Raw genomic sequence first — 22,471 nt, 5'->3', positions numbered from 1 at the left:
GTGAAAAAATCTATCTTTAGCGGCTCAACAACAGCATTTTATCAAGATAATATTTCAGCATTTTGCAAGAGAAATGAATGTCTGAATTATTACGAGATATTGTTACCAAACTAGAGGAAACATTCGATCCTGACGTACTAAGTTCGCAAATTGCTAGTGGCATTGTAAATTTCAGTGTTGCCCTAATTACCTTCTTAGTTTTTTACCTTGTCTGGCGTGTAGTACAAAAAATTTTAGTCCCAACATTAAAAAAGTCGCGCATTGATAAAACCTCTAGCAACTTCCTCAGCACTATTGCCAAATTCTCGATTTTGACCTTTGGTCTCTTGCAAGCCTTGAGTGCCATTGGCATCAATATGACCGCAATTATGACCAGCCTTGGAGTGGTGGGGATTACTGTTGGCTTTGCGGCGAGAGATGCGATGTCAAACTTAATTTCAGGGCTATTAATTTTTTGGGATCGACCATTTGTGATTGATGATTTGATCGAGATTGACCATTTTTATGGACGTGTCGAAAAAATCACGTTACGAAGTACTCGTGTGGTTACCCCTGATGGCAAAATGCTAGCTATTCCTAATTCAAAAGTGATTAATTCGACGGTTATTTCCTATAGTAATTTTCCCCATTTGCGCCTTGACATTGATGTTAGTGTTGCTGTTTATGAAAGTATTGATCATACGCGGGAAATTTTACTGGATTTAGTTGAATGTAATCCTGATTTTATGAAGATACCGCCACCAAGAGTTGTTGTGACAGCCCTCAATGACTACAATATCGCTTTGCAATTGCAGGTTTGGCTATTGGATGAAAGGACGCATTTGCTAGAAAGATTTGACTTGCGAGAATGTGTTTTTAATGCCCTCACTAAAGCGGGTGTTGATATGCCCTTTGAAACGATCAAAATAACGCCCATAACGCTCGAAAAGGGTGATCGCCTAAATTAGTTCAAAGCTTAAATTGCCAAAGGCTTGACCATTTATATGGAGGGTAATATCATGTTTGCCGAGGGTTTGTCGTCTGGTGGTCATTAATCTCATGGGATGAGTTTTTTGTAGAGTAACCGATTCATTTTCTACTAACTCTAACTGCTTAATTTTAAAAACTTTTTGGGATTGTTTTTTTCCTGTATTGGGATATTTCATCAAATAATCAATGAGGAGTTTCTGGGGTTTATGAGAATAAATCGTGATGGAAAATAAAAAAGATTCACCAATTCTGACCTTGGGAGTACTCGTCGAAAATTCGGTGATTTCAATCTCTGGTGTAGCGCCAAAACCCATTAGCTGAAGAGCATCTGGGTGATTTTGTTTTAATAATGTCCTCACACTATGTTTCGTGATGAACGCCATTTCTTCGGCAGATTGTTCTTTGCTGGACTGCCATTTTTGAAGTAACTGAATCACTAAAGGCGCGTCGAGTTTACTGATGTCGTTGAGATGATTGGCGACAGAGCGGGTGACATAACGCGTATTATCGGCATAGAGATTTTCTAAAATGGGCAGCGGTTGGCGGTAATTCAAGCTTAGTTTTTGTGACCAAGGTAATTTTGGACGTGTCCCTTCGCTGGCAAGGCGGCGCACATGATAGTTTTCATCGGTGGTGCAATCGAGGAGAAAGTCTAAGGTTTGGTCGGGAAACGCGTTTAGAAAATAGCGAATTGCATCTTCGGCAGAAAAGCGTTTGGTGATGGTTTTGAGGGCATTTAGAGAAATGTTCAAATATTCTTCTGTGCAACCATGGGTCGCGACGAAAAATGAAAGTGGTGCAAAAATGAAATCGCCAAAATCATCGTCAGTTTTGTTTGGGTCTAACTCCGGTGGCAGTGCCCGCAGCAAAGTTTCTAATGCAACGATGTAATCGTCCGGCAAATATATTTCGAGACAATTGGTGATGTGGGCGATACGGGCTTTTAATTCGAGGGATGGAAATGGGGCAATCACATCGTTACGAAATTTTTTTGTCTCAAAAGCTGGGAATACTCTCTGAATTAAATTGGCTAAGTAATCAACTTTCTTGGCATTAAAAAGCTGATCTTTTAACGAAAAAGAGGTTTTAGCTTTCACAGAAAATTAGCCCGTATCTTTTAGGTCATCGATTTATATTAGCTATTTGTTGGGGCGATCGCCGCCCTTATTTTTTCTGCTTATAAACCCGGTGTGGTCTGGGCAAAGAGTGCAGCAAAATCATTGGTAATTGGTGCTGTTCCTTCTGGTTTTGACACCACATCAAAGGCTTTATTACGGGCATTGGCTTCCTGTAAAGCTTGGACAACAACCTCTGCCACATCTGCGCGGGGAATCGCTGTGGTCACATCTGCCGGCGTATCGTTGAGCAGCACATCATTTTTGCTGACAACGAGTTCTCGCTTGCCACCTGCTTCGTTCAGCAAACCGCCTGCCCGAATGATGGTGTAGTCAATGCCGGAGTCGATGAGATATTGTTCTGCCTTGCGCTTCCAGATCAAAATATTGCCATTGCCGAGGGTATTGAGGAAATGATTTTCGTCGGTGCCGCCCATGGAGCCAACGATAATGATGTGTTTCGCACCCGCTTTTTTCGCCGCATTAATCTGATTTACCTGACCGTGATAGTCGATTTGTTCTGGCATTTCACCATCGGGAAAAGCAAATTCCGGGCGTTGTCCGGGTTGGGGTGGCGCTTTCATTTGTGGCGTGGCGCTCGTCAAAATAACTAAGGCATCACAATCTATCATTGCCATTTCAAGATCAGTGGGGTTGAGGATGCTGCCAAAATAAAAATTTTCCGTAGAACCAAAGAGTTCTTTGGCTTTTTGCGGCGATCGCCCAAAACCTTTCGCCGTAAATTGCTCCGGTAACGCTTGCAATTTTTGTAACACAAGGGAACCAGTCCGTCCTGTCGCACCAGTTACTAAAACCTTAAGAGAAGTCACCATATATTTTTATCACCGAGTATTAATTGTCTATAGATTCTATAAATTTCGCGATCTCTTTGGGCGATCGCAGATGATGAACTTCTTTAGTCTGTTTCGCTTTCTCCACATATTCTCGATATTTAGGGGCGAGATGTTTTTCGCAGAGGTAAAGCACTTTATAGCTATTCATCGAACTTTTCCAGAGAGGACTATTCTCTGGCCAACCTTCAGGTGGATTGAAATAGCCCGTGATAAACCGCTTCGTTACCCACCAAAAATGAATGTAGATCGGTAAATCTATATAGACCAAAGTGTCGGCAATATCGAGCCGTTGCCAAAGCATTTTGAGGTTGCCAAAGCCATCAATCACCCATGTTTCACTATCGAGAATTTCTTGATGTGCTTGCTGGAATTCTTCGGGTGGAACTGGAATACCGCCAGGCTGAAACTGGACTTTGTCTAAAATATGTAGTGGCAAACCTGAGGCTGCGGCAATCTGTCTACTAAGTGTTGATTTTCCGCCACCAGTATTGCCAAAAACTGCAACTCTTTTCATCTCAATAAACTTTTCTGGGGAAATAACGGATTAAGTAGGCATCAAAAAAATGGGAGTTCAATGAGTATTTGATTAGTGAGGCAGCTAGATTCTATAAAGGCGACAAAATTTTGATTACTATTGAGTTATTAACCACTCACACAGAGCAGACAATTGGTTATCGACGGTGAGATTTGCCGCATTACTAAGTTCACCTTTTTGGCACTGTCCATAAATTTCTGACGACATACTATTTTCTATCGCAGCTCCGATAAAAAACAGCTGGACTTTAGTCTTGAAAGAGTCTCTTACTCTGCCAAGAGCTGTATTTGCTGTTTTCCAATGCTCATCTGCTCCAGCTGGATCTATTCCTCCCTTTAATTCACCGATAGCAAGATAATTCTGCGCATCATTAAGGGTATTAGCCAAAATAGAGGAAGTAACTCCGTCAATCTTGTCGTCTAATAACACAATATCAATATTCTTTTTGACCTGCGGGACATTGATATTGAAAATCATAGATCTATGCGATGTATTTTTTGTCCACCTTAAGGCTTTCGTTCGTGCAGCCATCCCAGCTACATAATCCGTGCTGGAAATCCACTTTGACCGTTTTGGGAATAACTCAAATTCAATATTATGTATCCGTAGTTGGGCAATAATAAATCTGACGAACTTTTCCTCTGCTATCGAACCAACAATGTTTCGCATTCTGCCACCGAGAGCATCCCCAAGTGTCAGTAAGTAGCGATAAATAAGCTCATCGATATACTTATTGCCACAGGGCGCAAGCACCTCTTTAACAAAGCCTGCAAGAATTTCAGTTTTATCTGTGTCATCAAGATGAGCTTTTGCTTTTACAGATACACCCGCTGCTTCAATGAGTGTATCTCTGAGGTCAGCAAGCTGTAGAATATCTTCCGCACATTTTGTTTCGTTCTCAAGGGATACTCGCAGAGCTTTTGCTTTATCGATAAATGGCAGGGATTCTTTGTTTCGGCGAAGGGCATATTCTAGGAAACCGCTTCTGCGAGCATCTCTTGTGGTGACAAGGTCATCAGAGTTACTGACAAACTGATTATTCTTCATTGGTTGCTTCTAATAGCTGTTTACTGACTGCCTTAGCAACAGCTTCAGCGAGTAATGGCGGTACTGCATTCCCCACTTGTCCAAACTGAGTCATCGTCACTTTGCGTTTGCTACTGTATGAATCAAGTCGAGTGCCTGTAAATTCCCAATCCAAGGGAAATGTTTGTAGACAGGCCAGTTCACGCACTGTTAGCATTCGATCTTCACAAGGATGAATAAAATCTCGATAACCACTGCGCGTGACTGTTGGTGATGGTTTGTTCGGGTCTAGCCTGCGATACGTTGAACCAAATGTCTTTGTCTGATCTGATAGTTTGCCGCCTTGTTTGACTTTACGAATTTTTTCTAGCGTAGAAGGTGCATGGGCTGTTTGCTCATGGTTTTTTATATTCGTATCTTTAATATCCATGATTCTTAATTCTATCTTTTATCGTTTGTGAAACTCTGAGTGCTGTTGCAGATGGGGGATTTGCAGCAGGAAGACAACCTATAGCGTCTTGAACAGTTTTGTAAGGTTTTCGCTGTTTCCCAAAGAGATCTGTCTGCCTCACTTGCTCGCTAGACCCATGAGTCGGTTCAGGAAAATGAAATACCTTACCTAAACGATTACCTACAACAAAGACTCTTTCCCTAAATTGTGGCGCGCCAAAATCAGCAGCGTTCAGGACATGATATGAGACTGAGTATTCATATTCCATTCCATCATATTTTATTGGTTGCGATGCTTCTGCCATGATCGCCTCAAGAGCTTTACCCTTAGACCAGTTGATCATGCCTTTGACATTTTCCATAACAAAACACTTCGGTAGTGCCTCTCTCACCACACGCAAGAATTCGAGTACCAGCATTCCCCTTGGATCATCCATTCCCATACGTTTCCCTGCGAGACTAAAACTTTGACAGGGAGGACCTCCGATAACCAAATCAATTTCAAGGGGCTTTACCTTTGCAGCCTCTAGAATTGTTCGTGTTGTAATTGATGTGATATCCCCTTCAATGACTGGAGTATTAGGCATATTTAGCCGCAAGGTGTTACAGCAAGATGGGTCTTGTTCCACAGCCACAGCCGTCCTGAAGCCAGCAGCATGAAATCCTATGTCCATGCCACCAGCTCCGGAGAATAGGCTTATCAGTTTTTTTTCTTTCATTAAACAGGAGGTTACTGAGTGGTTGGGTTGTTCGTCGGATTGTAGTAAATACTATTTAAGGGAATCAAGCTTTTACCTACTGTTTTAGTTCACTCGAAAAGCCTTTGGGGTCATTCCTGTCATTTTTCGGAATTTATTGGTTAGGTGACTATGGCTATTGAAGCCGCACTCTAGGGCGATATCTGTAATTAAATAATCGGTATTTTTTAATAGTCTTTTTGCCCGTTCGACTCGCTGTTGAATGAGGTATTGATAGGGCGATCGCCCAATAGATTGTTTGAACAAACGACCAAAATGAAATTGGCTCATATCTAATAGTTGAGCGAGATCGGCTAGCTTAATATCTTGTTCTAGTGAGCTATCGATATAGTCCAAAATTTGGCTCAGTTGGTGGGGAGGTAAACCGCCTTCATAGGTTTTTATTTTGGGCTTTTTCGTTGTGTATTGACGCAGTAAGTTGACGGTGAAAATATTGGCGAGGGAGTCAATATACAGTTGGCTACTGGGCTGATTTTGTTCTAATTCGGCTAGCAACATCATGGCGATCGCCTCTACTTGGGTATTGCGTGTCCGAAATTCTGTGATGAGGGAAATACGATCTGGGTCAGTATTGAGGCTTTCTGTGGCGACAGTGCGAAGAAATTGATCGCTGAGACGAATTTGCAAAAGATGATCGTCGGTTTCCCAGCGCGCAAAAAATCGAGATTGGGCTGGGGTGATAACCATGTCGCCTTTGCCATACATTCCCGTATAGGTTTTGTCGTCTTGTTTTTGCAATAGATGCACAGGGCGGGGCGCTAGTGATAGAGAGAGAATGTGATCATTCGGCGCGGTTGAGTCGCATTCTCCGGCGGGATGGCGCATATGAGAAAGCTGGATGTTTTGCCAGCTCTGGGTTTCGTCGGATGAATGGAAGAAAAAATTGCCTTGGTCTGGCTCGGAAGAAGGACTATTCATTGCACCAATGCCGTTCGTCTTGCCTCGATTGTAAAGGGCTTCTCGATGTTTGCATGCCACCGCAGCAAAAAACTTGTCGCAAGATCGTGATAGTTCCACAAGAATCTGCAAGTTTCAAACAATTGTTTTGCCTAATCTGAAAGTGTCAAGTTCAACGACAGGTAAACACAAATGAAACTCGTTATTTTCGGCGCAACAGGTACAGTGGGTTGTAAGGTCGTCACCCAAGCATTAGAGGAAGGTCATCAAGTTACGGCGTTTTCCCGCCATCCTGAAAAGCTCAATCTCCGCCAAGAAAACTTGCAACTTTTTGCGGGGGATGTGATGGATTTTCCCACTGTTGAGCAGGCGATCGCCGGACAAGATGCGGTGGTTTGTGTGCTGGGTTCGGGCAAAAAATTGTCTGGCAATGTGCGCTCGGAAGGCACTCGCAATATTATCCAAGCGATGGAAAAAACTGGGGTGCGTCGCCTCATTTGTCAGTCCACGCTCGGGGCGGGTGAAAGCTGGAATAATCTCGATTTCTACTGGAAATATGTCATGTTTGGCTTCCTTCTCCGTAAGGTTTTTGCGGATCATCTCGTTCAAGAAGAGCTTGTGGCGCAGAGTCCGCTTGATTGGACAATTGTGCGTCCCAGCGCTTTTATCGATGGCGATCGCACGGGAAATTATCGCCATGGTTTTCCCACAGATGATCGCACTATCACGCTCAAAATCTCCACGGCAGATGTGGCAGATTTCCTTTTGCAGCAGCTCACCAATACGCTCTACATCGGCAAAACGCCGGGCTTGTCTTACTAAAACCAAGCATTTACACAATTTTTAGATCACATTATTTTCGAGGAATATTATGGAACTCTTTCAAACTTGGCGATCGCCCCTCATCCTTTTCGCGGCGGTAGGCTGTGCGGTTAGTGGCGGTATTTTCTACGCCTTCTCCACCTTTGTGATGGCAGCCCTCGGTGAACAACCCTCTGCATCCGGTATTGCAACCATGCAATCGATCAACATTACGGTAATTAATCCGTTATTTATGGCAGCGTTTTTTTTACCTGCAATTGCGTCAATTATTTTGGCGATCGCCGCCCTCCGAGATTGGAGCCATCCAAGTTCCAGCTACTTATTGATGGGCAGTTTGCTCTATCTCATTGGCACCATTGGCGTAACCATTGCCGGAAATATTCCGCTAAATGACGCTCTCGCTGTCGTCAATCCCAATAGCAATGAAAGCTTTACACTTTGGACGCGCTTTCTCAAAAATTGGACATTGTGGAATCATGTGCGCACCATTGCCGGAATGCTGGCCTCTATCTGCTTTGCGATCGCCCGATAATCGTCACTTTGCGTTTGCTACTCTATGAATCAAAGTTTGGGAATTTATTAGTTTGATGGCCATTAAAACCAGAATCAAAGCCAATCAGTTTAGGGCTAAAAAATCGGAGATTTATGAAATTCTAGGAAAGCAAACAAAACCCTTTAAAAAATCCCCAACCTTTAAACTCCAAAGCCTTTGTACTGATCTTGTTAGCCTAGATTATTAATTCTAGAGCAATAAAAAAAGAGAATTCAGCCCCATGAAGAGACTAATTTCCCTAGAAAAAATCGTTACATCAAGTTTTTAGTTTTCTAAAATTTCTATCGACAAAGGGCTTTTCCCTGAGTATCTTGAATGGAGAAAGCGTCAAACTCTCCTCCATCAAATTCCCCAGATACAGTGACTTGTTGGCTTTCTGAAATATGGTGGGCTGTGTGGTCTCCGCAGATATCATCTGAGTCAACATTGATGGAGCGACTGCCAGTATCTAATTGAAATCCATCTTCCCAAACTCGCTGGATTCTACCGGAAAAGGTGGTGTTTTGAACCTTTGTAATGGCGCATCCATCAAGGGCTTTTCCCTGAGTATCTTGAATGGAGAAAGCGTAGAATTCTCCTCCATCAAATTCCCCAGATACAGTGACTTGTTGGCCTTCTGAAATATGGTGGGCTGTGTGGTCTCCGCAGATATCATCTGAGTCAACATTGATGGAGCGACTGCCAGTATCTAATTGAAATCCATCTTCCCAAACTCGCTGGATTCTACCGGAAAAGGTGGTGTTTTGAGCTTTCGCAATGGTGCATCCATGGGTGAGGATTCCGGCTAGAAGCAGGGTGAATCCTATGACACTTGGTTTCATGATTGAGATCTCCATTTTCTAAAGAAATCAAGTTTGTTTAATGTATCATAATTTTTGGTTTTATTGAGTGTAAAAAAATAGTCTATGGTATGTCTTTGAAGTGTCAAAAAAGGTTGATATCTTTTTGGGGTCAAAGCTAATGAGTTTAGGGCTAAAAAGTCAAGAATTTGTAAAATTCGAGGGAAGTAAATGAAACCTTTTGAAAAATCTTCAATTTTGAATCCCAATGTCTTTGTACTAATTTTATAGGTCTTGGTTATCTCTTTTTTGTGCCATGCAATAGCTCTCCTGGTAGCGATTAATCATGGGCGAAAATCTCCATTTAACATGGGTGCTTAGTGGATATTTTTTAGTGGAAATGGGGGTGATCCTTCTGCTCTGCCGGTCGTGGAAATTTAAGGCAAGATGGGTTTATTCTAAAATGCTATTTTGTATCGCTGGTTTATTTGCTAAGGTGACATGTTTGGGTGAAGGCTTGTGTCGGATCAGTGTTTGATTTTAGGCGATCGCCCCGAGGTTTTCCTCTACATGGGCATTGGGGTCATGTTCACGGATTTTTTCAATAAAAAACTCTTCTAGGGTGGGTCGCGCTAGCTTGAGATCGATGAGCTTTGCCCCCATGAGATTGAGGGAGGCCAAAAATGCCTGTTGATCGCCCACAAGGTGGCCATACCATTTGCCATCATGTCTCTGTAAATCAGGTAGCCATTTCTTAAGTTGTGTCTGATCGCCACCCCGAACGACTGCTTGATAATTATCTTCTGACCCTAATAAATCATTGAGTGTACCGGTACAAATAATTTCGCCCTTAGATAAAATGGCGAGGCGATCGCAGATTTGTTCGACATCGGTGAGAATGTGAGAGTTGAAAAAAATCGTTTTGCCCTGTTCTTTCAGCGACAAAATAATTTCCCGCACTTGATAGCGTCCTAGCGGATCGAGACCAGACATCGGTTCGTCTAGAAAAACCAAATCTGGATCATTAATGAGAGCCTGTGCCATGCCCACGCGCTGGAGCATGCCCTTCGAGTATTTACGCATTTGTCGTTTTTTCGCGACTTCCTGCGCCAAACCAACTGTATCAAGAAGTGTTTTAATGCGTCTTTGGCGACGTTGTTTCGGGATTTGAAATAGTGACCCGGTGAAATCTAAAAATTCCCAAGCTGTTAAATAATCGTAGAAATAAGCGTTTTCTGGTAAATAGCCAATTTTTTCTCTGGTTTGGCGATCGCCGATCGGTTTACCAAGCAATGTTGCCTGCCCGCCACTTTTGCGGATAATGCCCAATAAAATTTTAAGGAGCGTTGTTTTCCCCGCACCATTGGGGCCTAATAATCCAAACGTCTCCCCCGGCATCACCTCTAAAGAACATTGACTTAGAGATTGACTCGTTTTATTGAGCCAAAAGCCCGTGCGATAAATTTTGCTAATGTGCCACGTTTTGAGGATAGCTGTAGCATCTTGGGTTGGGGATTCAGTCTGCATAGAAAGATTTTGTGACGAATTGAAACAATTTTTATCAATTTGGCAGAAGCGTTTGAACAGGGCAGTAACACCGCTAAAATATTCACTGGTTGATTATATTAACTTTTAACCAAATTCTTTTGTTGAGAGCTTTAAGAGGAAACTCCTTTGAAAAAATTACTAGCTATTGCTTTAACTGTACTCGTCTCCGTCTTTACTTTCAGTACTTCTGCATTTGCCGCTGACGCTGCTGCTGGTGCTCAAGTTTTTGCTGCTAACTGTAATGCTTGCCACATTGGTGGTAATAATGCAGTAATGCCCCCTAAGACTCTTAAGGAAGCTGATCTTAAGACTTATCTTGCTGGTTATAAGGATGGCTCTAAGTCCCTTGAGGAAGCAGTTGCTTATCAAGTGATTAATGGTCAAGGTGCAATGCCTGCTTTTGGCGGTCGCCTTAGCGAAGAGCAAATTGCGAATGTGGCAGCTTATGTTGCTGACCAAGCTGAAGGCAACAAGTGGTAAATCTTGTGTGTTTTTCGCGAGTAATTATTTTGTGATAAAAAATATTTTTCCAACCGGCTCTCAATGTGTATTGGGGGCTGATTTCTTATGTTAACGAAAAAAGACTTTGGTCACTTTGGTTGCAACGAAGCGTAGGCGCATGTAGTCTGCGACCCAGCCAGTCTCATCTGTATACAGGTGGGGTTTTACTTTTTCCGTCACTTTATTGAGGAAAAGTTGTTGTTGCTCTAGGGGCAGGGTGGCGATCGCCTGTTGGGCAAAGATGTTTAGCCAAGCCTGTATACCTGCTGCGAGGGGCGTTGGTCTTGGTATCAGCTCGATATATTCAACGTGAAATCCACCAGCCGTCAGGGCTTGGGCATACTGTTTAGGGGCTGGAAAATACCAAGGATTTTGCCACTCTCCCCAGTCTGGATGTTCGGTAAAGGTGGCGGCGATCGCCGCCAATAAACACTGGATATTACCCTCCCCACCAAACTCCCCAACAAAGCGACCAGTTGGCTTAAGAGCTCGGTAAACACCAGCAATGACCGATGGATAGTCCGGCATCCAGTGGAGCGCCGCATTGCTAAAGACCGCATCAAACTCCGCCTCAAAAGCTAAAGTTTCCCCATTGATAACGGCTGCCTTTAACCCCTGTTGTTGTGCGGCTGCGACCATACTTGCACTGGCATCAACGGCCATAACCTCCGCACCTTTTTGTTGGATTTTTCGCCCTAGGGTGCCATCACCACAGCCTAAATCTAAGATTCTCTCGCCTTGCTGGGCATCCAGTAACCCTAAAACTGGCGAACCAAGCTCTGACACAAAAGCTGCTTTGTCGGCATATTCTTCGGCGCGCCATAATTGGGTCATCGGAAATTATCGGGTGGTTTTGGTTGGGTAAATTAAAGTCTAGGATTGCGGTACATAGCTCCCTCAAAGTTCTGAGCGTTTAATGTCTTGGCGAGCTTGGATGCGTAGAAGATCGTTGCGCTGTTCGTGGTAGAGCTTGAGATCTTCTGGGGTTAAATTTTGCGGGTCAAGGACAACGAAACCTTTAAAATCCAAGGCTGGATACACTTTGAGATTGAGATGGGGAACGATTTTGTCTAGGGCTTGCTGTACTAAACGATATACATCAGCTCGGTAATATTCAAAATATTCTGGGTTGTCGGCATAGCGATAACCAACGGTTGCTTCTAGTTCTTTTTGGGAAATGATATAACCTGCTTCAAATTGGGAAAATTCTAGCATTTCTATTGTCATAAAAAATCTTTGAGTTTTAGTGTATTAGATCGAGCAAAGGCTGTTTTTATTTCTTTAGTTTTGTCATTTCTTTATCTTAAAAAAAATAATATTAGCAATCGGCGATCGCCCCAAGGATAGATTTACGATGACCGAACCCCAAAATGGGGGTTAGTACTACAGTAAACAGGTTTCTCTTTGTTTGTCGTTCGTTACAATAGAGATGTGAGAAAAACAGGCTTAAAGGTTTTTGAGTGGTGTCGATAGTTAATTTTTTGAGCTTCATTGTTTAAGTTATAAAAGGTTCTTTTATGAATGGGAATTTTCGCGTTGGGAATTTATTTGGTATTCCCTTCTTCTTAAATATTTCGTGGTTTATTGTCCTTGCCCTAGTGACCCTAAATTTTGGGACAGGTTTGGCATCTCAGTTTCCTTATCTTGGTAATAGTGCCTTGATCCTTGGACTGGTGGCAGGCCTACTGATGTTTGCCTCGGTACTGTTGCACGAACTGGGTCATAGTTTTGCCGCGATTCAACGGGGTATTAACGTCAACTCCATTACTTTATTCCTGTTTGGTGGACTTGCTAGCCTCGACGATGAAGCAAAGTCTCCTAGCGGCGCGTTTTGGATTGCTGTTGCCGGCCCCTTAGTAAGTTTGGCCTTGTTTATTGGCTTATTTCTCGTGGCAGCTAGTGGGATTGTGACTGGCCCTGCGGCGGCGATCGCCGGCTTGTTAGCCTACATCAACTTAATCTTAGCGACGTTCAATATGATTCCGGGTCTACCCCTTGACGGTGGTAACGTTCTACGAGCCATTGTCTGGAAAGTAACAGGAAATCGCTTTAAAGGAACCCTGTGGGCAAGTCGCGTTGGTCAATTTATTGGTTGGACTGCGATTATCTTCGGTATCCTCGCTGTACTTGGTCTATCGAATATTGGTAGTTTCTGGACGTTGCTTATTGGTTGGTTCTTGCTGCAAAATGCTGGTCGCTCCGCCCAGTCTGCAACCTTGCAAGAGGCTCTCTCTGGCTTAACTGCGGCTGATGCGGTTGTAAAGGAAAGTCCCGTTGTCGATGCGAATGTCACGCTCCGCGAATTTGCAGATATGGCAATTTTGACTAAAGAGAAGAGCCAGTGGCAACGTTTCCTCGTTAAGGATGAGGATGATAATTTGCTCGGTAGTATTCGTCTCAATGTTTTACAGGCAGTACCTTCTACTGAATGGTCTAATGAAATTGTCCGTAACTTTATCTCGCCCATTTCTGAAGAGAACAAGGTTGAATCTGACCAGTCTCTCCTCAATGTAATTGGTCATCTGGAAAAGCAGGGGATTCAGGCGATCGCCGTGATCCGCGACAACGGTAAGCTGGTAGGTCTCCTTGAGAAATCAAACATTATTAACTTGCTTCAAAAGCGCGACAAAGCTCAAATGCAATCTGCGTAACAGTTTTTACGCGTGATTTAAAGATTGCCTAGCTGAATAAACAAAAATGACCTATGACCAACTGGTTGTGGGTTATTTTTTTGTTTGCAAAAAAGAATCATTAAAATTAATCGCTCAAGATATGGTTTTTAGGATTGAGCCTGAAACATAAAATCCCCCTAAATCCCCCTTGGTAAGGGGGACTTGAGTTTTCTCGTTGTTTCATAGTCCTGTGGAAGGACGATAAAACGTTGACTTTCGACTCAATTTAATCCCAAGCTAAAAAGACTCGCCTTTATCTCTAGCCACTATGTCTGAACAATCCACCAGTCCTTTCAAATATTTGCCCCTGTGGGTCGGTGTCATCGGTGGGTCAATGTTAATGGTCAACCGTTTGCTAACGCCTGCTCTGACGGATTCTCAAGCGCGTTCCGATGTGGTGGGGACAATACTCAGCGCCATTTTAATTTTGGTGACATTACTTTGGGAGCAAATTCAGCCGAAACCTCCTGAAGCGGTGGTCTTAGAGGGAAAAGAAGATTTCCAGCTCGCAGAACATTTACCAGAGGCGATCGCCGCAGAGTTAGCCTGGGCATCCCATATTTTGTTAACAACCACTGTGAGTAAGTCTGTTGTTGTTTACTACGACGGCAAGGTTCTGTTGCGGCGCGGTATTTTGCCAGAGAAAAAAGACTTTAATGTGGGCACAATTGCTGAGCGAGTTTTGGAAAAGCAAAAGGCGGTTTACCTCGTGACCCTAAAACTTTATCCCGGACGTGTTGAATTTGACTATTTGCCGGAAAATACTCAGGGTATTATTTGTCAGCCCATTGATAAAAAAGGGTTGCTCGTGGTCGGCACAAATATCCCTCGCAGCTATACTAAACAATCTGAACAGTGGGTTGCAGGCATTGCTGAAAAATTGTCTATGACCTTGGCGGAAATTACCCTACCCTCTGCTTAAAAAACGTCAGTTATGGATGGGAATTTAGCCGACATTCTTTAGGGAAAGGGAGACACGGAGAGGGAGAGACACGGGGAAGCAACGAAAATTTGCATTTTTTGAAAGCTAGGATTTTTTGCATAGAAACATCTCCCGATCTCTTATTCGCCGCGTCATATTTCCGAATATTTTTAAGTAAAACTCAGGTTAAGTTGCCTGCTGGTCACTAGATTTACGGCGCTCCAACCAAAAGGCGATCGCCACCCAGAGAGCCAAAATCCCAAAAATACCCACCCCAAATTTGGTCATGATTTTCAGGACTTCAGACAACGGAAACATCCGACCGAGGATAAAGGGTAAGGTGACGGTAAAACCGCCCCAAACGATCGCGCCTGCCAAATTACAAGCGGCAAAAAGTGCAAAGGGCATTTCAACAATACCGGCGAGGGGGGCGGCAAAAATTCGAAAAAATGTCACAAATCTACCAAAAAACACGGCCTTGGGGGCATTCTTCAGGAATTTTGCCCGGGCATCGTCAATTTGCTGATCGTCAATGCGAAAAATGTGGGCGACCCGACGTAGTAATGGTAACCCTCCCCATTTGCCGATGAAATAGCCAATATTATTTCCCACGAAGGATCCGGCGATCGCCCCGATTAGCACCCACTGATATTTCAGCTCGCCACTGCCCGCCAGGAAGCCACCGATGAGGGTTAAGGCCTCTCCCGGTAGGGGAATGCCGGTATTTTCGAGGCCAATTCCAACGAAAACAGACCAGTAGCCATATTCATCAATGAAAATTTGTAGCGACTCTAGGGAAAAAAAATCGAGGGTCATGGAAACTTCTGTCGGCATTGCTTCTATACATTATGGGGTAGCTGATCCCCGCTTTTCTGAAAAGATCCCACCAAATTGCCTCAAAATTTCATAAGATAAATATTACGCAATGTAACAAAAAGTACTTACTGCCGTGACTCAGCTCGCTCCTCGACCGAATTCTACCGAACCTGAGCAACCAACTTCCCCTCCGAAACGGCGGGGCTTTGGCTGGAAAGGCATTGTTCTCGGCATTGTGATTGGTGTTATTGTTAGCGGTCTTATTGGCAGAGTGGGCGGTTCCGATGGTGAGGATTCTAATCCTGCTACTCCCACCGAGGAGGCCGTTGTCCCCCAGCAACCGAGTCGTGCTGTTACCGTCGTTGAGATTGAACCGCAGGCGATCGCCAAAACCATTGAAGTGGTGGGCACTGTTACTGCTGCCGATCTAATTTCTGTTTCCTCGCGACGTTCCGGGTTACAAATCACTAATCTTCTGGTGGACGAAGGCGATTTTGTTAAGGCGGGACAGGTATTAGCGCAACTCAATAATGAGGCACTCCGCGCCGAACTATTACAGGCAAAAGCCCAAGAGAGCCAAGCGGCTGCCCGTTTAGCAGAATTAGCGGTCGGTGCAAGACCGGAAGAAATCGCCCGCGCCGAAGAACAAATCACCCAAGCAAAAGCTGCCATTGCCCGTGCAGAAGCTGATTTTGACCTCGCCCAGCAACGCCTCGACCGCAATCAAGAGCTTTTAAATTCTGGGGCGATCGCCGCCGATACCCTAGACGAAACCCGTGCTCGCCGTGACTCAGCCCAAGCTAGCCTCAACCAGAGCCAAGCCAGTTTACGGGAAGCAGAACAACGTCTCCTAGAACTAAAGCGGGGTACTCGTCGTGAAGTATTGCAGCAAGCCCAAGCCCAACTCAAACAAGCCGAAGCCCAAGTCAACCTTGTGACAACCCGTCTCCAGGAGACACAAATCCTTGCGCCCCGCTCCGGCAAAATCATTGAAAAATTCGCCCAAGTCGGCGACCTGACCAGTAGCGCTGAACCCTTATTTTCCATCGTTGAAAATGGCCAGTTAGAACTACAAGCTAAAATCCCTGAAACCCAGTTAAGCGAAGTGCAACAGGGGCAAAGCGTGAATCTCACAGCCGATAGCAATCCGAGTCTGCAATTTACGGGTGAAATTGCCGAAATCATTCCGACTATTGACCCCCAATCTCGCCAAGCCACCTTAAAAATTAGCCTCGCCGCCGACAGCAACCTCAAGCCGGGGATGCTGCTACGCGCTGAAATTATGACTGACCAAAACAGTGGTTTTGCTGTGCCGACTGCCGCTGTCATTCCCGAAGATGGAGAAACCGCAACTTTATTCGTTTTGAATGCAGACAATACGGTAACAGCGAAAACAGTAGAACTTGGTGAACTGCTAAATAACGATCAAGTGGAAATTATTAGTGGTCTCAATCGCGGCGATCGCCTTGTTCTCGACGGTGCAGCCTATGTCAAAGATGGTGATCTCGTCGAGGTTGTCGCACCCATTGGTTAATGGTAAAAACACCCTTTTAACTATCGTTAACGTTGAAGAAAAATACTCATAAAACTCATATCAAGAGAGTCATAAAATCACCAAAAGTTCATATTGAAGCTTGCTAGAGATGTCACACTGAAGAAAATGATTTCAGCTCGAGAAATCCCTTCAGCAGCGACCCATCAGAGTTATGAACTTTGCAGTGAACTACTATCGCCTGATTTTACCCATTACTTTAGAGGTAGAGACGCGACGCAACTATTTAGCAAGTGAACTAGCACAACGTTTTATTGATGAATGTATTCCAGCTGAGCTATTAGAGGCCTGCCCCAAAACAAAATATATTAAGCGATGGCATGAAACTCTTTGGCTACAGGCTCAGGATAAAGATGAGTCCTTGTCACAGCGGGCGATCGCCACAACAGCCTTACGATGCTACGTTTCTTGGCGTTTAGAAGCAACAGCCAAAGTTATTGTGAACCGCTATCAAAGTCTCAAGCCAGAAGATATTAATCTTGATACAGTCAGAAACTCACTTCTTGAGGATATAAACCTCAAACATCAGTATATTCTTAAAAAATCTGATAATTCCAAACATCGTAAATTAGTCAAAATTAGTCAAAACGAGCCTGCATCAGTAAAAAGCCAAAAACAGGCGCAAGCATACCAACCCTTAAGCTTCGAGATTCTAGAAACTTGGAACCCCAAGCTAGAATCGGCATCCAGTCTTGATAGCTGGGTGAGGCGAAAGGCTCTTAGCGCCAAAATCATGAAGCCATTGGGAATAGACCGTCACACCTCTTGGTATCGATTGTGTAAGGTCTCCCAGCGCTATCGCAAACTTTTTTATGACCACGAGCAACAACATATCAAGATTTTCCAGCAAATCTATGACTCTGAGCTACATAAACATCGCTCAAACCTGCGAGACTCCTATCCCAACCCAACGGCAGATCAATGGAGCAGAATGCGGGATTTATTAGCTGTAGCCCTTAACAGATCTGATTTAGAGGTTTCTCAAGTCGAAAACTGTTTATCAGAGTTGGCAAACGATATTCGCCGTCTTTATTTTGACATTCCACCCCGTAGAGCGCTCCTCACAGCAGCAGTGGAGCCAAAAGTTGATCACAATATTGAATTGGCTGTCACTGAAGCAATAGGCGAACTAGGTGGTGTAAAAACAATCATTCAAAAAGCAGTCCAAGAAGTTTTTCTTCTACACGAGCAGAATATTAGTGCAAAGCTACAAAAGCAGAATATCAACTTTCAGGAGCTCATCTGTTTATATTACTGCCAAGGACTCAACCAGACAGAAATTGCCCATCAGATTGGCGGTCGACACCAGTCAAGTTGTTCACGGTTATTTGACCCAAAAGGATGTCTCAGTCGTACCAATGTCCAATGTATTGATATGGTTGTTGCATTGGCATTAAAGGATTTTTATGTAAGTGATGATCCTGATAGCATTATGGAACTTAGAGCCTGCATTGAAGAATTTTTTTATGAAGAACTAGAGTCGGCGAGAAAACTATTATCTAGTCGAAAAACGGCTGAGAAGTGCAGGAAAAACACTTATTTTCAATTTGTTTGTTCACTTTACTCATAAAAATCAGTGGACAGTTTTTTCGGCAAAAAGATATCAAAAATCATCTTGTTCATACGCATAACTTCTAATTAGTAGAACGATTTAAATAATGAGAGGCAATATCGGCAAAATGAGAAATAAAAACAAATTACTAATCACCAACAATATAGTGACTCTAAAACAAAAACATATTGAGCAAATAGAGTTATTAATTCCAGCAAAGGTGAATCCTGCATTGGTTTACGAAGTTAGACGCAAACTCTGTGCGGTCTATGCCCTACAAATTTGGCTAGAGCAATATCATCTGCCAATTGCCATGGAAGGACTAGAGCATTTAAATAAAGATCTGTTCCCATTGCTATGTTTGCCTTTCACCACAGACGTAAAGCTCGGTAATTTTAAAACTTGCGTAATTCTCTGCGAAAACGATGAGGAAGATATTCTTGATATTCCGGCGATCGCCGTCGACTTGCCAAAGCTAGCATCTCACCTATACATCTTCGTCAGCTTGCGAGAAGAGGAGACCAATGTGAATGATATTGACGAGACAACATCCGTTCAAGCAAATATTTTAGGTTTTGTGAGATACGACCAAATCCAAGAGCGAAAACTAGACATTGACTACGACGAAACGCTCAGAAGTTATGGCGTGCCCCTTGCGAGCCTTGAGCCAAGCTTTAGTGCTCTCCATACCTGTGTGCGTTATGTCAATCCTGATAAAGTCGTTGTGCCGTCCAGTCTTAAGTATCCGGCTAGTGGATTAGTGACTGCGAGGACGATAGCAGAAAAAATCACAACCCTTTCTTCAGACAGAGCTTGGTTAGCGGAATTATTTACTGGAGAAGAACTCAATTACATCGTAGAAAATAGCAATTGTAGAGAAGACTTACTAAAAAAGTTGGTTTCACCTAAACTTACTATCCCTAAAATAAACTTACGAAAATGGCTCCAAGAAATCATTAACAATAAAGAATCTAATACTTTGACCCCAAGACAATTTGTCGGGGACTTTATGGATGGGAACAGTGATTTTGTAGAGGAACAAATTCGTGAATTAATCGCTATTGGTGAAATTCCGGGAAATAGAAGTCGGTTACAGAGCGAAGCAATCAAGATTGGTTCATTAACTTTTCAGCACATTATTGTGGCTTGGCCTAAATCCGAGGAACAATTAGACGCTGGTGTAAATTTGTGTTTGTTATTAATCCCACTCGGTAAAAAATATTTACCAGAAGGTCTATCATTAGCGATTCAGCAGTCGCCATTTCCTGATGAAATTCATAATATTCCTGAGTTAGAACCAGATTTTGATCTCATATTAGAGCGTGATTTAGACAGCGACATTAAAATTGTTTATTACTACGAAGATTTAACTTGCCAACAGGATTTGATTTGTAGAGAAGAAAGAGAATAATTTCTCAGAAAAAATATTACTAATTCAGCAATTTTAGAGAAATGAAAGAATCAGATAGTAGTTTAGAAGTACGAAGAATAAAATTTGAATTAAACATTGAAGAGCGTGATGATAGCGTTTCTATTTCTGTCCGTTCGTATGACAAAACAGCGCATTATCCCAGTATTAGTGAATCTACTCGTCTAGATTACCCGGAAGAGCTAATGATAGCTTTTGAAGAGTGGCATATTGCCTATCGAGCTTATTATAAGCATACTGCAGGAAATCAAAATATCATATTGCCTCAAGGTGACAATTCTGAAAATGTGGAAAAAAGCACAAGCCTTAAAAGAGGTAGACGTAGCAGAGGTAGAAATTCAAAAGAACAAAAATTCGCAAACTTAGTTGAGTCTGAAAATAATCTTATTCAGACTTTTTCTCAATGGATTGAGAGCCGTAAAACTTTAGTAATTCGAGACTTTATTCGTCAAAAAATTGGAGTTGCAGTAGCCGATAGTGCTGTTAGAAGTGATGATGTTTTATTTGATCGGGTTGATATTTTTATTGAGTGTCGCGGTGAACATTCTAAAGAGTTTCGTAAACTACCATGGTCACAATGGTTGATTTTACCGGAAGATATAAGCAAGGAAAATCCCAAACTCATTGGTTTTTTCCATACTGAAAATAATCTTAGTAGCGACAGCATTCTAGCACCAATCCAAGAAAAGAAACCTCGTTTTTTAGTGTTGGTTGGCGAGTACCATGATTTAGATTTTGAAGAGGAAATAAAGCTTTTTAAACAGCTAGAGAATAAAGGTTTAGCCGATGTTTTTTTTCTCAATGCAAATGATGTAGAGTTTAGTAGAAAGGAAGAGTTTTTAAGTAAGTTAAATAATTTATTACAGGATGATCGCGGCTGGACTGCTCTTGCTCTAATTTGTCATGGTGACGATGAAAGAAAAATCGGTGAAATAATTATATCCCGGAGAATTTCATGCACTACTTCTGATTTTGCCGCATCATTAATTATAGCCAAAAAAAATGGTTTACAGTTTGCTTTTTTAGGTTGTTGTCGAGGTGTATTTATTGCCCGTGATTTGATTCAACATGGTTTACATCAGGTATTTTTCTTAACCGAAAAAGTGAGCGATCGCCTCACGAAACAATTTACAAAACAGTTTATCGATGGACTTTTAGCATATCAATCAGTAGAGTCAATCAAACGTCAAATTACGGATTATTTTCTAGAAAAAAATCAGCAGAATAGTTTTCCTTCAGCACATTTACTGCCACAAGTTTTTTATCATCCAGATCCAGAAGCCCAAGATTTCTACTTAAGGAAAATTCCTAGTTCAATGGCAATTTGGCGATTTGTCAAAAAGCTGCAACCTAGTAAAAAAGAATCTTTTGCATGGATTGGGCTACTAATGTTGAGCCTATCTTGGCCTCTACAAGATTTGTCTAAAGACCTACGATTGTTTTTTCAATCGCGTGTTAAAGCACCTTTTCTTCAAGAAAAGCTTCTTGATCCCAGTATTCAGATAATTAGCATCGATGAAAATTCAATTCTACAAGAGCGTTCTCAAAATTCAAACTTTGAAGTACAGCCTATTGATAGAGAGTATATTGCACGGATCATAGATCAGTTATCGGAATTTAATGCGAAAACTGTTGGTATTGCTTACTTACTAGACATTAATCCCAATGAAATTCTTTCAAGTAGTATTGAAAATTATATTTTGACTAATCAGCCGCTGCTATTGTTTGCATCTCAAAATAATCAAAACTATAGAGCCTCTACGCAGTTTGCAAATCCAAATTTCACCTTTTCAGGAGATATATCTTACATTCCATGGGAAATTAGTAAACCTGAGACTATTAATTGTTTAGAGGCATGCCCTTTTGCGCTAAAGGCAGCACAGCTTTATACCTTGACTTCACAATTACAAGATGAAAACAAAATTTTTTTGAACAATCTCATGTTGAAGAGTGCGAGAGAACATAATGTCGCTGAATTATCTACAGATGAGCTTGGCATCAGTGAATTTAAGCTAACCATAACTAATAAAATCAAATCTAGTGACTTTTCTAGTCGTATTGCTGGGCAATTTGATATTATAAAATCTCAACCCAATGAGATTGGGTTTAATAAGATTTTCGCTACATCCAAAGATTTATTCCATGCTCTTCAACGTGAATTATTTCCTATTTCATTAATTGATTATACTGTTCCTCCTCAATATGTTTACGAGAAAATTTCAGCTGCTGATTTATTAGCAAGTGATACAAGCAATGCTACTCTCAAACAAAAGCTACAAAACCGCTTCGTAATTTTAGCTCCAGGAAGCTACGAAGAGGCCAACGAAGAAAATTATACTTTGCCACTTGCTAAGGAATATTGGTGTTCACTGGGAAGAAGATTAGGATCATCAAAATGTGAAGATAGGCTAACTGTTGGGGAAATGCAAGCTTACATGATTCATCACTACCTCTATGGGAAAAACTTGCGTCAAGCCTCTTTTTTATGGACAACTACTGGTGGAATTACAGTAGCAAAACTTTTATCCATATATTTGGTGTCTTTAGGAATTGATCAAAGAAAGATTATAGGAAAAAAACTGTCCTTTGGGCTAATAGGTCTAGGTATCATCAACTATGGCGTTTTCTTTCTCGGTATTTCCATCCCAATGTTTCTTCCATTTAGTGTAATTCAGTATTATATTATTGCGAGTAGCAAGAAAAATATCAATTCATAAAAAT

The 22,471-nt window shown here is 42.3% G+C and carries 22 protein-coding genes; 10 read left to right on the top strand and 12 right to left on the bottom strand.

From position 1 onward, the window contains the following. The first annotated feature begins 77 nt into the window (after window positions 1–77). Window positions 78–947 carry a mechanosensitive ion channel family protein gene (locus NIES208_RS04600; protein WP_075890186.1) on the top strand — a complete coding sequence of 290 codons (870 nt, stop codon included), beginning with the start codon at window positions 78–80 and terminating at the stop codon, window positions 945–947. Here the strand turns inward: NIES208_RS04600 and NIES208_RS04595 are convergent. From NIES208_RS04595 to NIES208_RS04565, 7 genes are all read right to left on the bottom strand, one after another. After that, window positions 939–2,066, bottom strand: a complete 1,128-nt coding sequence (locus NIES208_RS04595; RefSeq protein WP_075890184.1) for a DNA alkylation repair protein — start codon at window positions 2,064–2,066, stop codon at window positions 939–941. The genes NIES208_RS04600 and NIES208_RS04595 overlap by 9 nt on opposite strands. A gap of 80 nt (window positions 2,067–2,146) precedes the next feature. Further along, window positions 2,147–2,914 carry an SDR family oxidoreductase gene (locus NIES208_RS04590; protein ID WP_075890311.1) on the bottom strand — a complete coding sequence of 256 codons (768 nt, stop codon included), beginning with the start codon at window positions 2,912–2,914 and terminating at the stop codon, window positions 2,147–2,149. A 22-nt stretch (window positions 2,915–2,936) separates the two neighbouring features. Then, the gene (locus tag NIES208_RS04585) at window positions 2,937–3,452 is read right to left on the bottom strand and encodes a P-loop NTPase family protein (RefSeq protein WP_075890182.1); all 516 of its coding nucleotides are present in this window, start codon (window positions 3,450–3,452) and stop codon (window positions 2,937–2,939) included. 117 nt (window positions 3,453–3,569) lie between these two features. Further along, window positions 3,570–4,520 (bottom strand): AvaI/BsoBI family type II restriction endonuclease, encoded by a 951-nt coding sequence (locus NIES208_RS04580; protein WP_075890180.1) that lies wholly within the window; start codon window positions 4,518–4,520, stop codon window positions 3,570–3,572. Continuing rightward, window positions 4,510–4,929, bottom strand: a complete 420-nt coding sequence (locus NIES208_RS04575) for a DNA cytosine methyltransferase (RefSeq protein ID WP_075890178.1) — start codon at window positions 4,927–4,929, stop codon at window positions 4,510–4,512. The genes NIES208_RS04580 and NIES208_RS04575 overlap by 11 nt, the downstream gene beginning before the upstream one ends. Further along, window positions 4,919–5,668 carry a DNA cytosine methyltransferase gene (locus NIES208_RS04570; RefSeq protein WP_075890176.1) on the bottom strand — a complete coding sequence of 250 codons (750 nt, stop codon included), beginning with the start codon at window positions 5,666–5,668 and terminating at the stop codon, window positions 4,919–4,921. The genes NIES208_RS04575 and NIES208_RS04570 overlap by 11 nt, the downstream gene beginning before the upstream one ends. 84 nt (window positions 5,669–5,752) lie before the next feature. Continuing rightward, window positions 5,753–6,685, bottom strand: coding sequence for a helix-turn-helix transcriptional regulator (locus NIES208_RS04565; protein WP_075890309.1), 933 nt, complete (start codon window positions 6,683–6,685; stop codon window positions 5,753–5,755). 111 nt (window positions 6,686–6,796) lie between these two features. Here NIES208_RS04565 and NIES208_RS04560 point away from each other — a divergent pair, with 111 nt between their 5' ends. Together NIES208_RS04560 and NIES208_RS04555 are read left to right on the top strand one after the other, a co-directional pair. Then, complete coding sequence (locus NIES208_RS04560; RefSeq protein WP_075890174.1) at window positions 6,797–7,426, top strand: NAD(P)-dependent oxidoreductase; 630 nt, start codon at window positions 6,797–6,799, stop codon at window positions 7,424–7,426. Between the two features lie 49 nt (window positions 7,427–7,475). Continuing rightward, the gene (locus NIES208_RS04555; RefSeq protein ID WP_075890172.1) at window positions 7,476–7,958 is read left to right on the top strand and encodes an anthrone oxygenase family protein; all 483 of its coding nucleotides are present in this window, start codon (window positions 7,476–7,478) and stop codon (window positions 7,956–7,958) included. Between the two features lie 302 nt (window positions 7,959–8,260). Here the strand turns inward: NIES208_RS04555 and NIES208_RS19500 are convergent, their stop codons facing one another. Together NIES208_RS19500 and NIES208_RS04540 are read right to left on the bottom strand one after the other, a co-directional pair. Then, window positions 8,261–8,800, bottom strand: coding sequence for a DUF5666 domain-containing protein (locus NIES208_RS19500; protein WP_216349358.1), 540 nt, complete (start codon window positions 8,798–8,800; stop codon window positions 8,261–8,263). Between the two features lie 498 nt (window positions 8,801–9,298). Beyond that, window positions 9,299–10,285, bottom strand: coding sequence for an ABC transporter ATP-binding protein (locus NIES208_RS04540; protein ID WP_075890168.1), 987 nt, complete (start codon window positions 10,283–10,285; stop codon window positions 9,299–9,301). A 147-nt stretch (window positions 10,286–10,432) separates the two neighbouring features. On the opposite strand from NIES208_RS04540, the gene NIES208_RS04535 reads away from it, so the two are divergent. After that, complete coding sequence (locus tag NIES208_RS04535) at window positions 10,433–10,786, top strand: c-type cytochrome (protein ID WP_075890166.1); 354 nt, start codon at window positions 10,433–10,435, stop codon at window positions 10,784–10,786. A gap of 90 nt (window positions 10,787–10,876) precedes the next feature. Here the strand turns inward: NIES208_RS04535 and NIES208_RS04530 are convergent, their stop codons facing one another. Beyond that, window positions 10,877–11,641 carry a class I SAM-dependent methyltransferase gene (locus NIES208_RS04530; protein WP_075890164.1) on the bottom strand — a complete coding sequence of 255 codons (765 nt, stop codon included), beginning with the start codon at window positions 11,639–11,641 and terminating at the stop codon, window positions 10,877–10,879. Window positions 11,642–11,704: 63 nt separating this feature from the next. Then, complete coding sequence (locus NIES208_RS04525) at window positions 11,705–12,034, bottom strand: hypothetical protein (RefSeq protein ID WP_225875249.1); 330 nt, start codon at window positions 12,032–12,034, stop codon at window positions 11,705–11,707. A gap of 290 nt (window positions 12,035–12,324) precedes the next feature. Between NIES208_RS04525 and NIES208_RS04520 the strand changes: the two genes are divergently transcribed. Then, window positions 12,325–13,458 carry a site-2 protease family protein gene (locus NIES208_RS04520; RefSeq protein WP_075890160.1) on the top strand — a complete coding sequence of 378 codons (1,134 nt, stop codon included), beginning with the start codon at window positions 12,325–12,327 and terminating at the stop codon, window positions 13,456–13,458. Window positions 13,459–13,747: 289 nt separating this feature from the next. Continuing rightward, the gene (locus NIES208_RS04515) at window positions 13,748–14,401 is read left to right on the top strand and encodes a cofactor assembly of complex C subunit B (RefSeq protein WP_075890158.1); all 654 of its coding nucleotides are present in this window, start codon (window positions 13,748–13,750) and stop codon (window positions 14,399–14,401) included. A 186-nt stretch (window positions 14,402–14,587) separates the two neighbouring features. Here NIES208_RS04515 and NIES208_RS04510 read toward each other — a convergent pair whose 3' ends face one another. Beyond that, entirely contained in the window at window positions 14,588–15,217 is a 630-nt protein-coding gene (locus NIES208_RS04510; protein ID WP_075890305.1) for a DedA family protein, read from the bottom strand. 133 nt (window positions 15,218–15,350) lie between these two features. Between NIES208_RS04510 and NIES208_RS04505 the strand changes: the two genes are divergently transcribed. The 4 genes from NIES208_RS04505 to NIES208_RS04490 all read left to right on the top strand — a co-directional run bounded on the left by NIES208_RS04505 (window position 15,351) and on the right by NIES208_RS04490 (window position 22,467). Further along, window positions 15,351–16,751 carry an efflux RND transporter periplasmic adaptor subunit gene (locus NIES208_RS04505; RefSeq protein WP_075890156.1) on the top strand — a complete coding sequence of 467 codons (1,401 nt, stop codon included), beginning with the start codon at window positions 15,351–15,353 and terminating at the stop codon, window positions 16,749–16,751. A 172-nt stretch (window positions 16,752–16,923) separates the two neighbouring features. Further along, window positions 16,924–18,339: a hypothetical protein gene (locus NIES208_RS04500; RefSeq protein ID WP_075890154.1), complete on the top strand. Its 1,416-nt coding sequence runs from the start codon at window positions 16,924–16,926 to the stop codon at window positions 18,337–18,339. 148 nt (window positions 18,340–18,487) lie between these two features. Then, the gene (locus NIES208_RS04495) at window positions 18,488–19,732 is read left to right on the top strand and encodes a DUF1822 family protein (protein WP_171971716.1); all 1,245 of its coding nucleotides are present in this window, start codon (window positions 18,488–18,490) and stop codon (window positions 19,730–19,732) included. Window positions 19,733–19,773: 41 nt separating this feature from the next. Next, complete coding sequence (locus NIES208_RS04490; RefSeq protein ID WP_075890150.1) at window positions 19,774–22,467, top strand: CHASE2 domain-containing protein; 2,694 nt, start codon at window positions 19,774–19,776, stop codon at window positions 22,465–22,467. Window positions 22,468–22,471 lie beyond the last annotated feature (4 nt).

This window comes from [Limnothrix rosea] IAM M-220 (assembly GCF_001904615.1).
GTDB lineage: Bacteria > Cyanobacteriota > Cyanobacteriia > Cyanobacteriales > MRBY01 > MRBY01.
Note: the sequence above shows the minus strand (reverse complement) of the source record. Positions and strands in the feature narration are given on the sequence as shown.

What these genes read in the sequence shown, in the direction of transcription:
- NIES208_RS04580 (WP_075890180.1), bottom strand. Translation starts at nt 4,520, where the DNA reads ATGAAGAATAATCAGTTTGTCAGTAACTCTGATGACCTTGTCACCACA.
- NIES208_RS04525 (WP_225875249.1), bottom strand. Translation starts at nt 12,034, where the DNA reads ATGACAATAGAAATGCTAGAATTTTCCCAATTTGAAGCAGGTTATATC.
- NIES208_RS04540 (WP_075890168.1), bottom strand. Translation starts at nt 10,285, where the DNA reads ATGCAGACTGAATCCCCAACCCAAGATGCTACAGCTATCCTCAAAACG.
- NIES208_RS04585 (WP_075890182.1), bottom strand. Translation starts at nt 3,452, where the DNA reads ATGAAAAGAGTTGCAGTTTTTGGCAATACTGGTGGCGGAAAATCAACA.
- NIES208_RS04575 (WP_075890178.1), bottom strand. Translation starts at nt 4,929, where the DNA reads ATGGATATTAAAGATACGAATATAAAAAACCATGAGCAAACAGCCCAT.
- NIES208_RS04555 (WP_075890172.1), top strand. Translation starts at nt 7,476, where the DNA reads ATGGAACTCTTTCAAACTTGGCGATCGCCCCTCATCCTTTTCGCGGCG.
- NIES208_RS04520 (WP_075890160.1), top strand. Translation starts at nt 12,325, where the DNA reads ATGAATGGGAATTTTCGCGTTGGGAATTTATTTGGTATTCCCTTCTTC.
- NIES208_RS04510 (WP_075890305.1), bottom strand. Translation starts at nt 15,217, where the DNA reads ATGACCCTCGATTTTTTTTCCCTAGAGTCGCTACAAATTTTCATTGAT.
- NIES208_RS04500 (WP_075890154.1), top strand. Translation starts at nt 16,924, where the DNA reads ATGAACTTTGCAGTGAACTACTATCGCCTGATTTTACCCATTACTTTA.
- NIES208_RS04515 (WP_075890158.1), top strand. Translation starts at nt 13,748, where the DNA reads ATGTCTGAACAATCCACCAGTCCTTTCAAATATTTGCCCCTGTGGGTC.
- NIES208_RS04490 (WP_075890150.1), top strand. Translation starts at nt 19,774, where the DNA reads ATGAAAGAATCAGATAGTAGTTTAGAAGTACGAAGAATAAAATTTGAA.
- NIES208_RS04570 (WP_075890176.1), bottom strand. Translation starts at nt 5,668, where the DNA reads ATGAAAGAAAAAAAACTGATAAGCCTATTCTCCGGAGCTGGTGGCATG.
- NIES208_RS04600 (WP_075890186.1), top strand. Translation starts at nt 78, where the DNA reads ATGTCTGAATTATTACGAGATATTGTTACCAAACTAGAGGAAACATTC.
- NIES208_RS04530 (WP_075890164.1), bottom strand. Translation starts at nt 11,641, where the DNA reads ATGACCCAATTATGGCGCGCCGAAGAATATGCCGACAAAGCAGCTTTT.
- NIES208_RS04560 (WP_075890174.1), top strand. Translation starts at nt 6,797, where the DNA reads ATGAAACTCGTTATTTTCGGCGCAACAGGTACAGTGGGTTGTAAGGTC.
- NIES208_RS19500 (WP_216349358.1), bottom strand. Translation starts at nt 8,800, where the DNA reads ATGAAACCAAGTGTCATAGGATTCACCCTGCTTCTAGCCGGAATCCTC.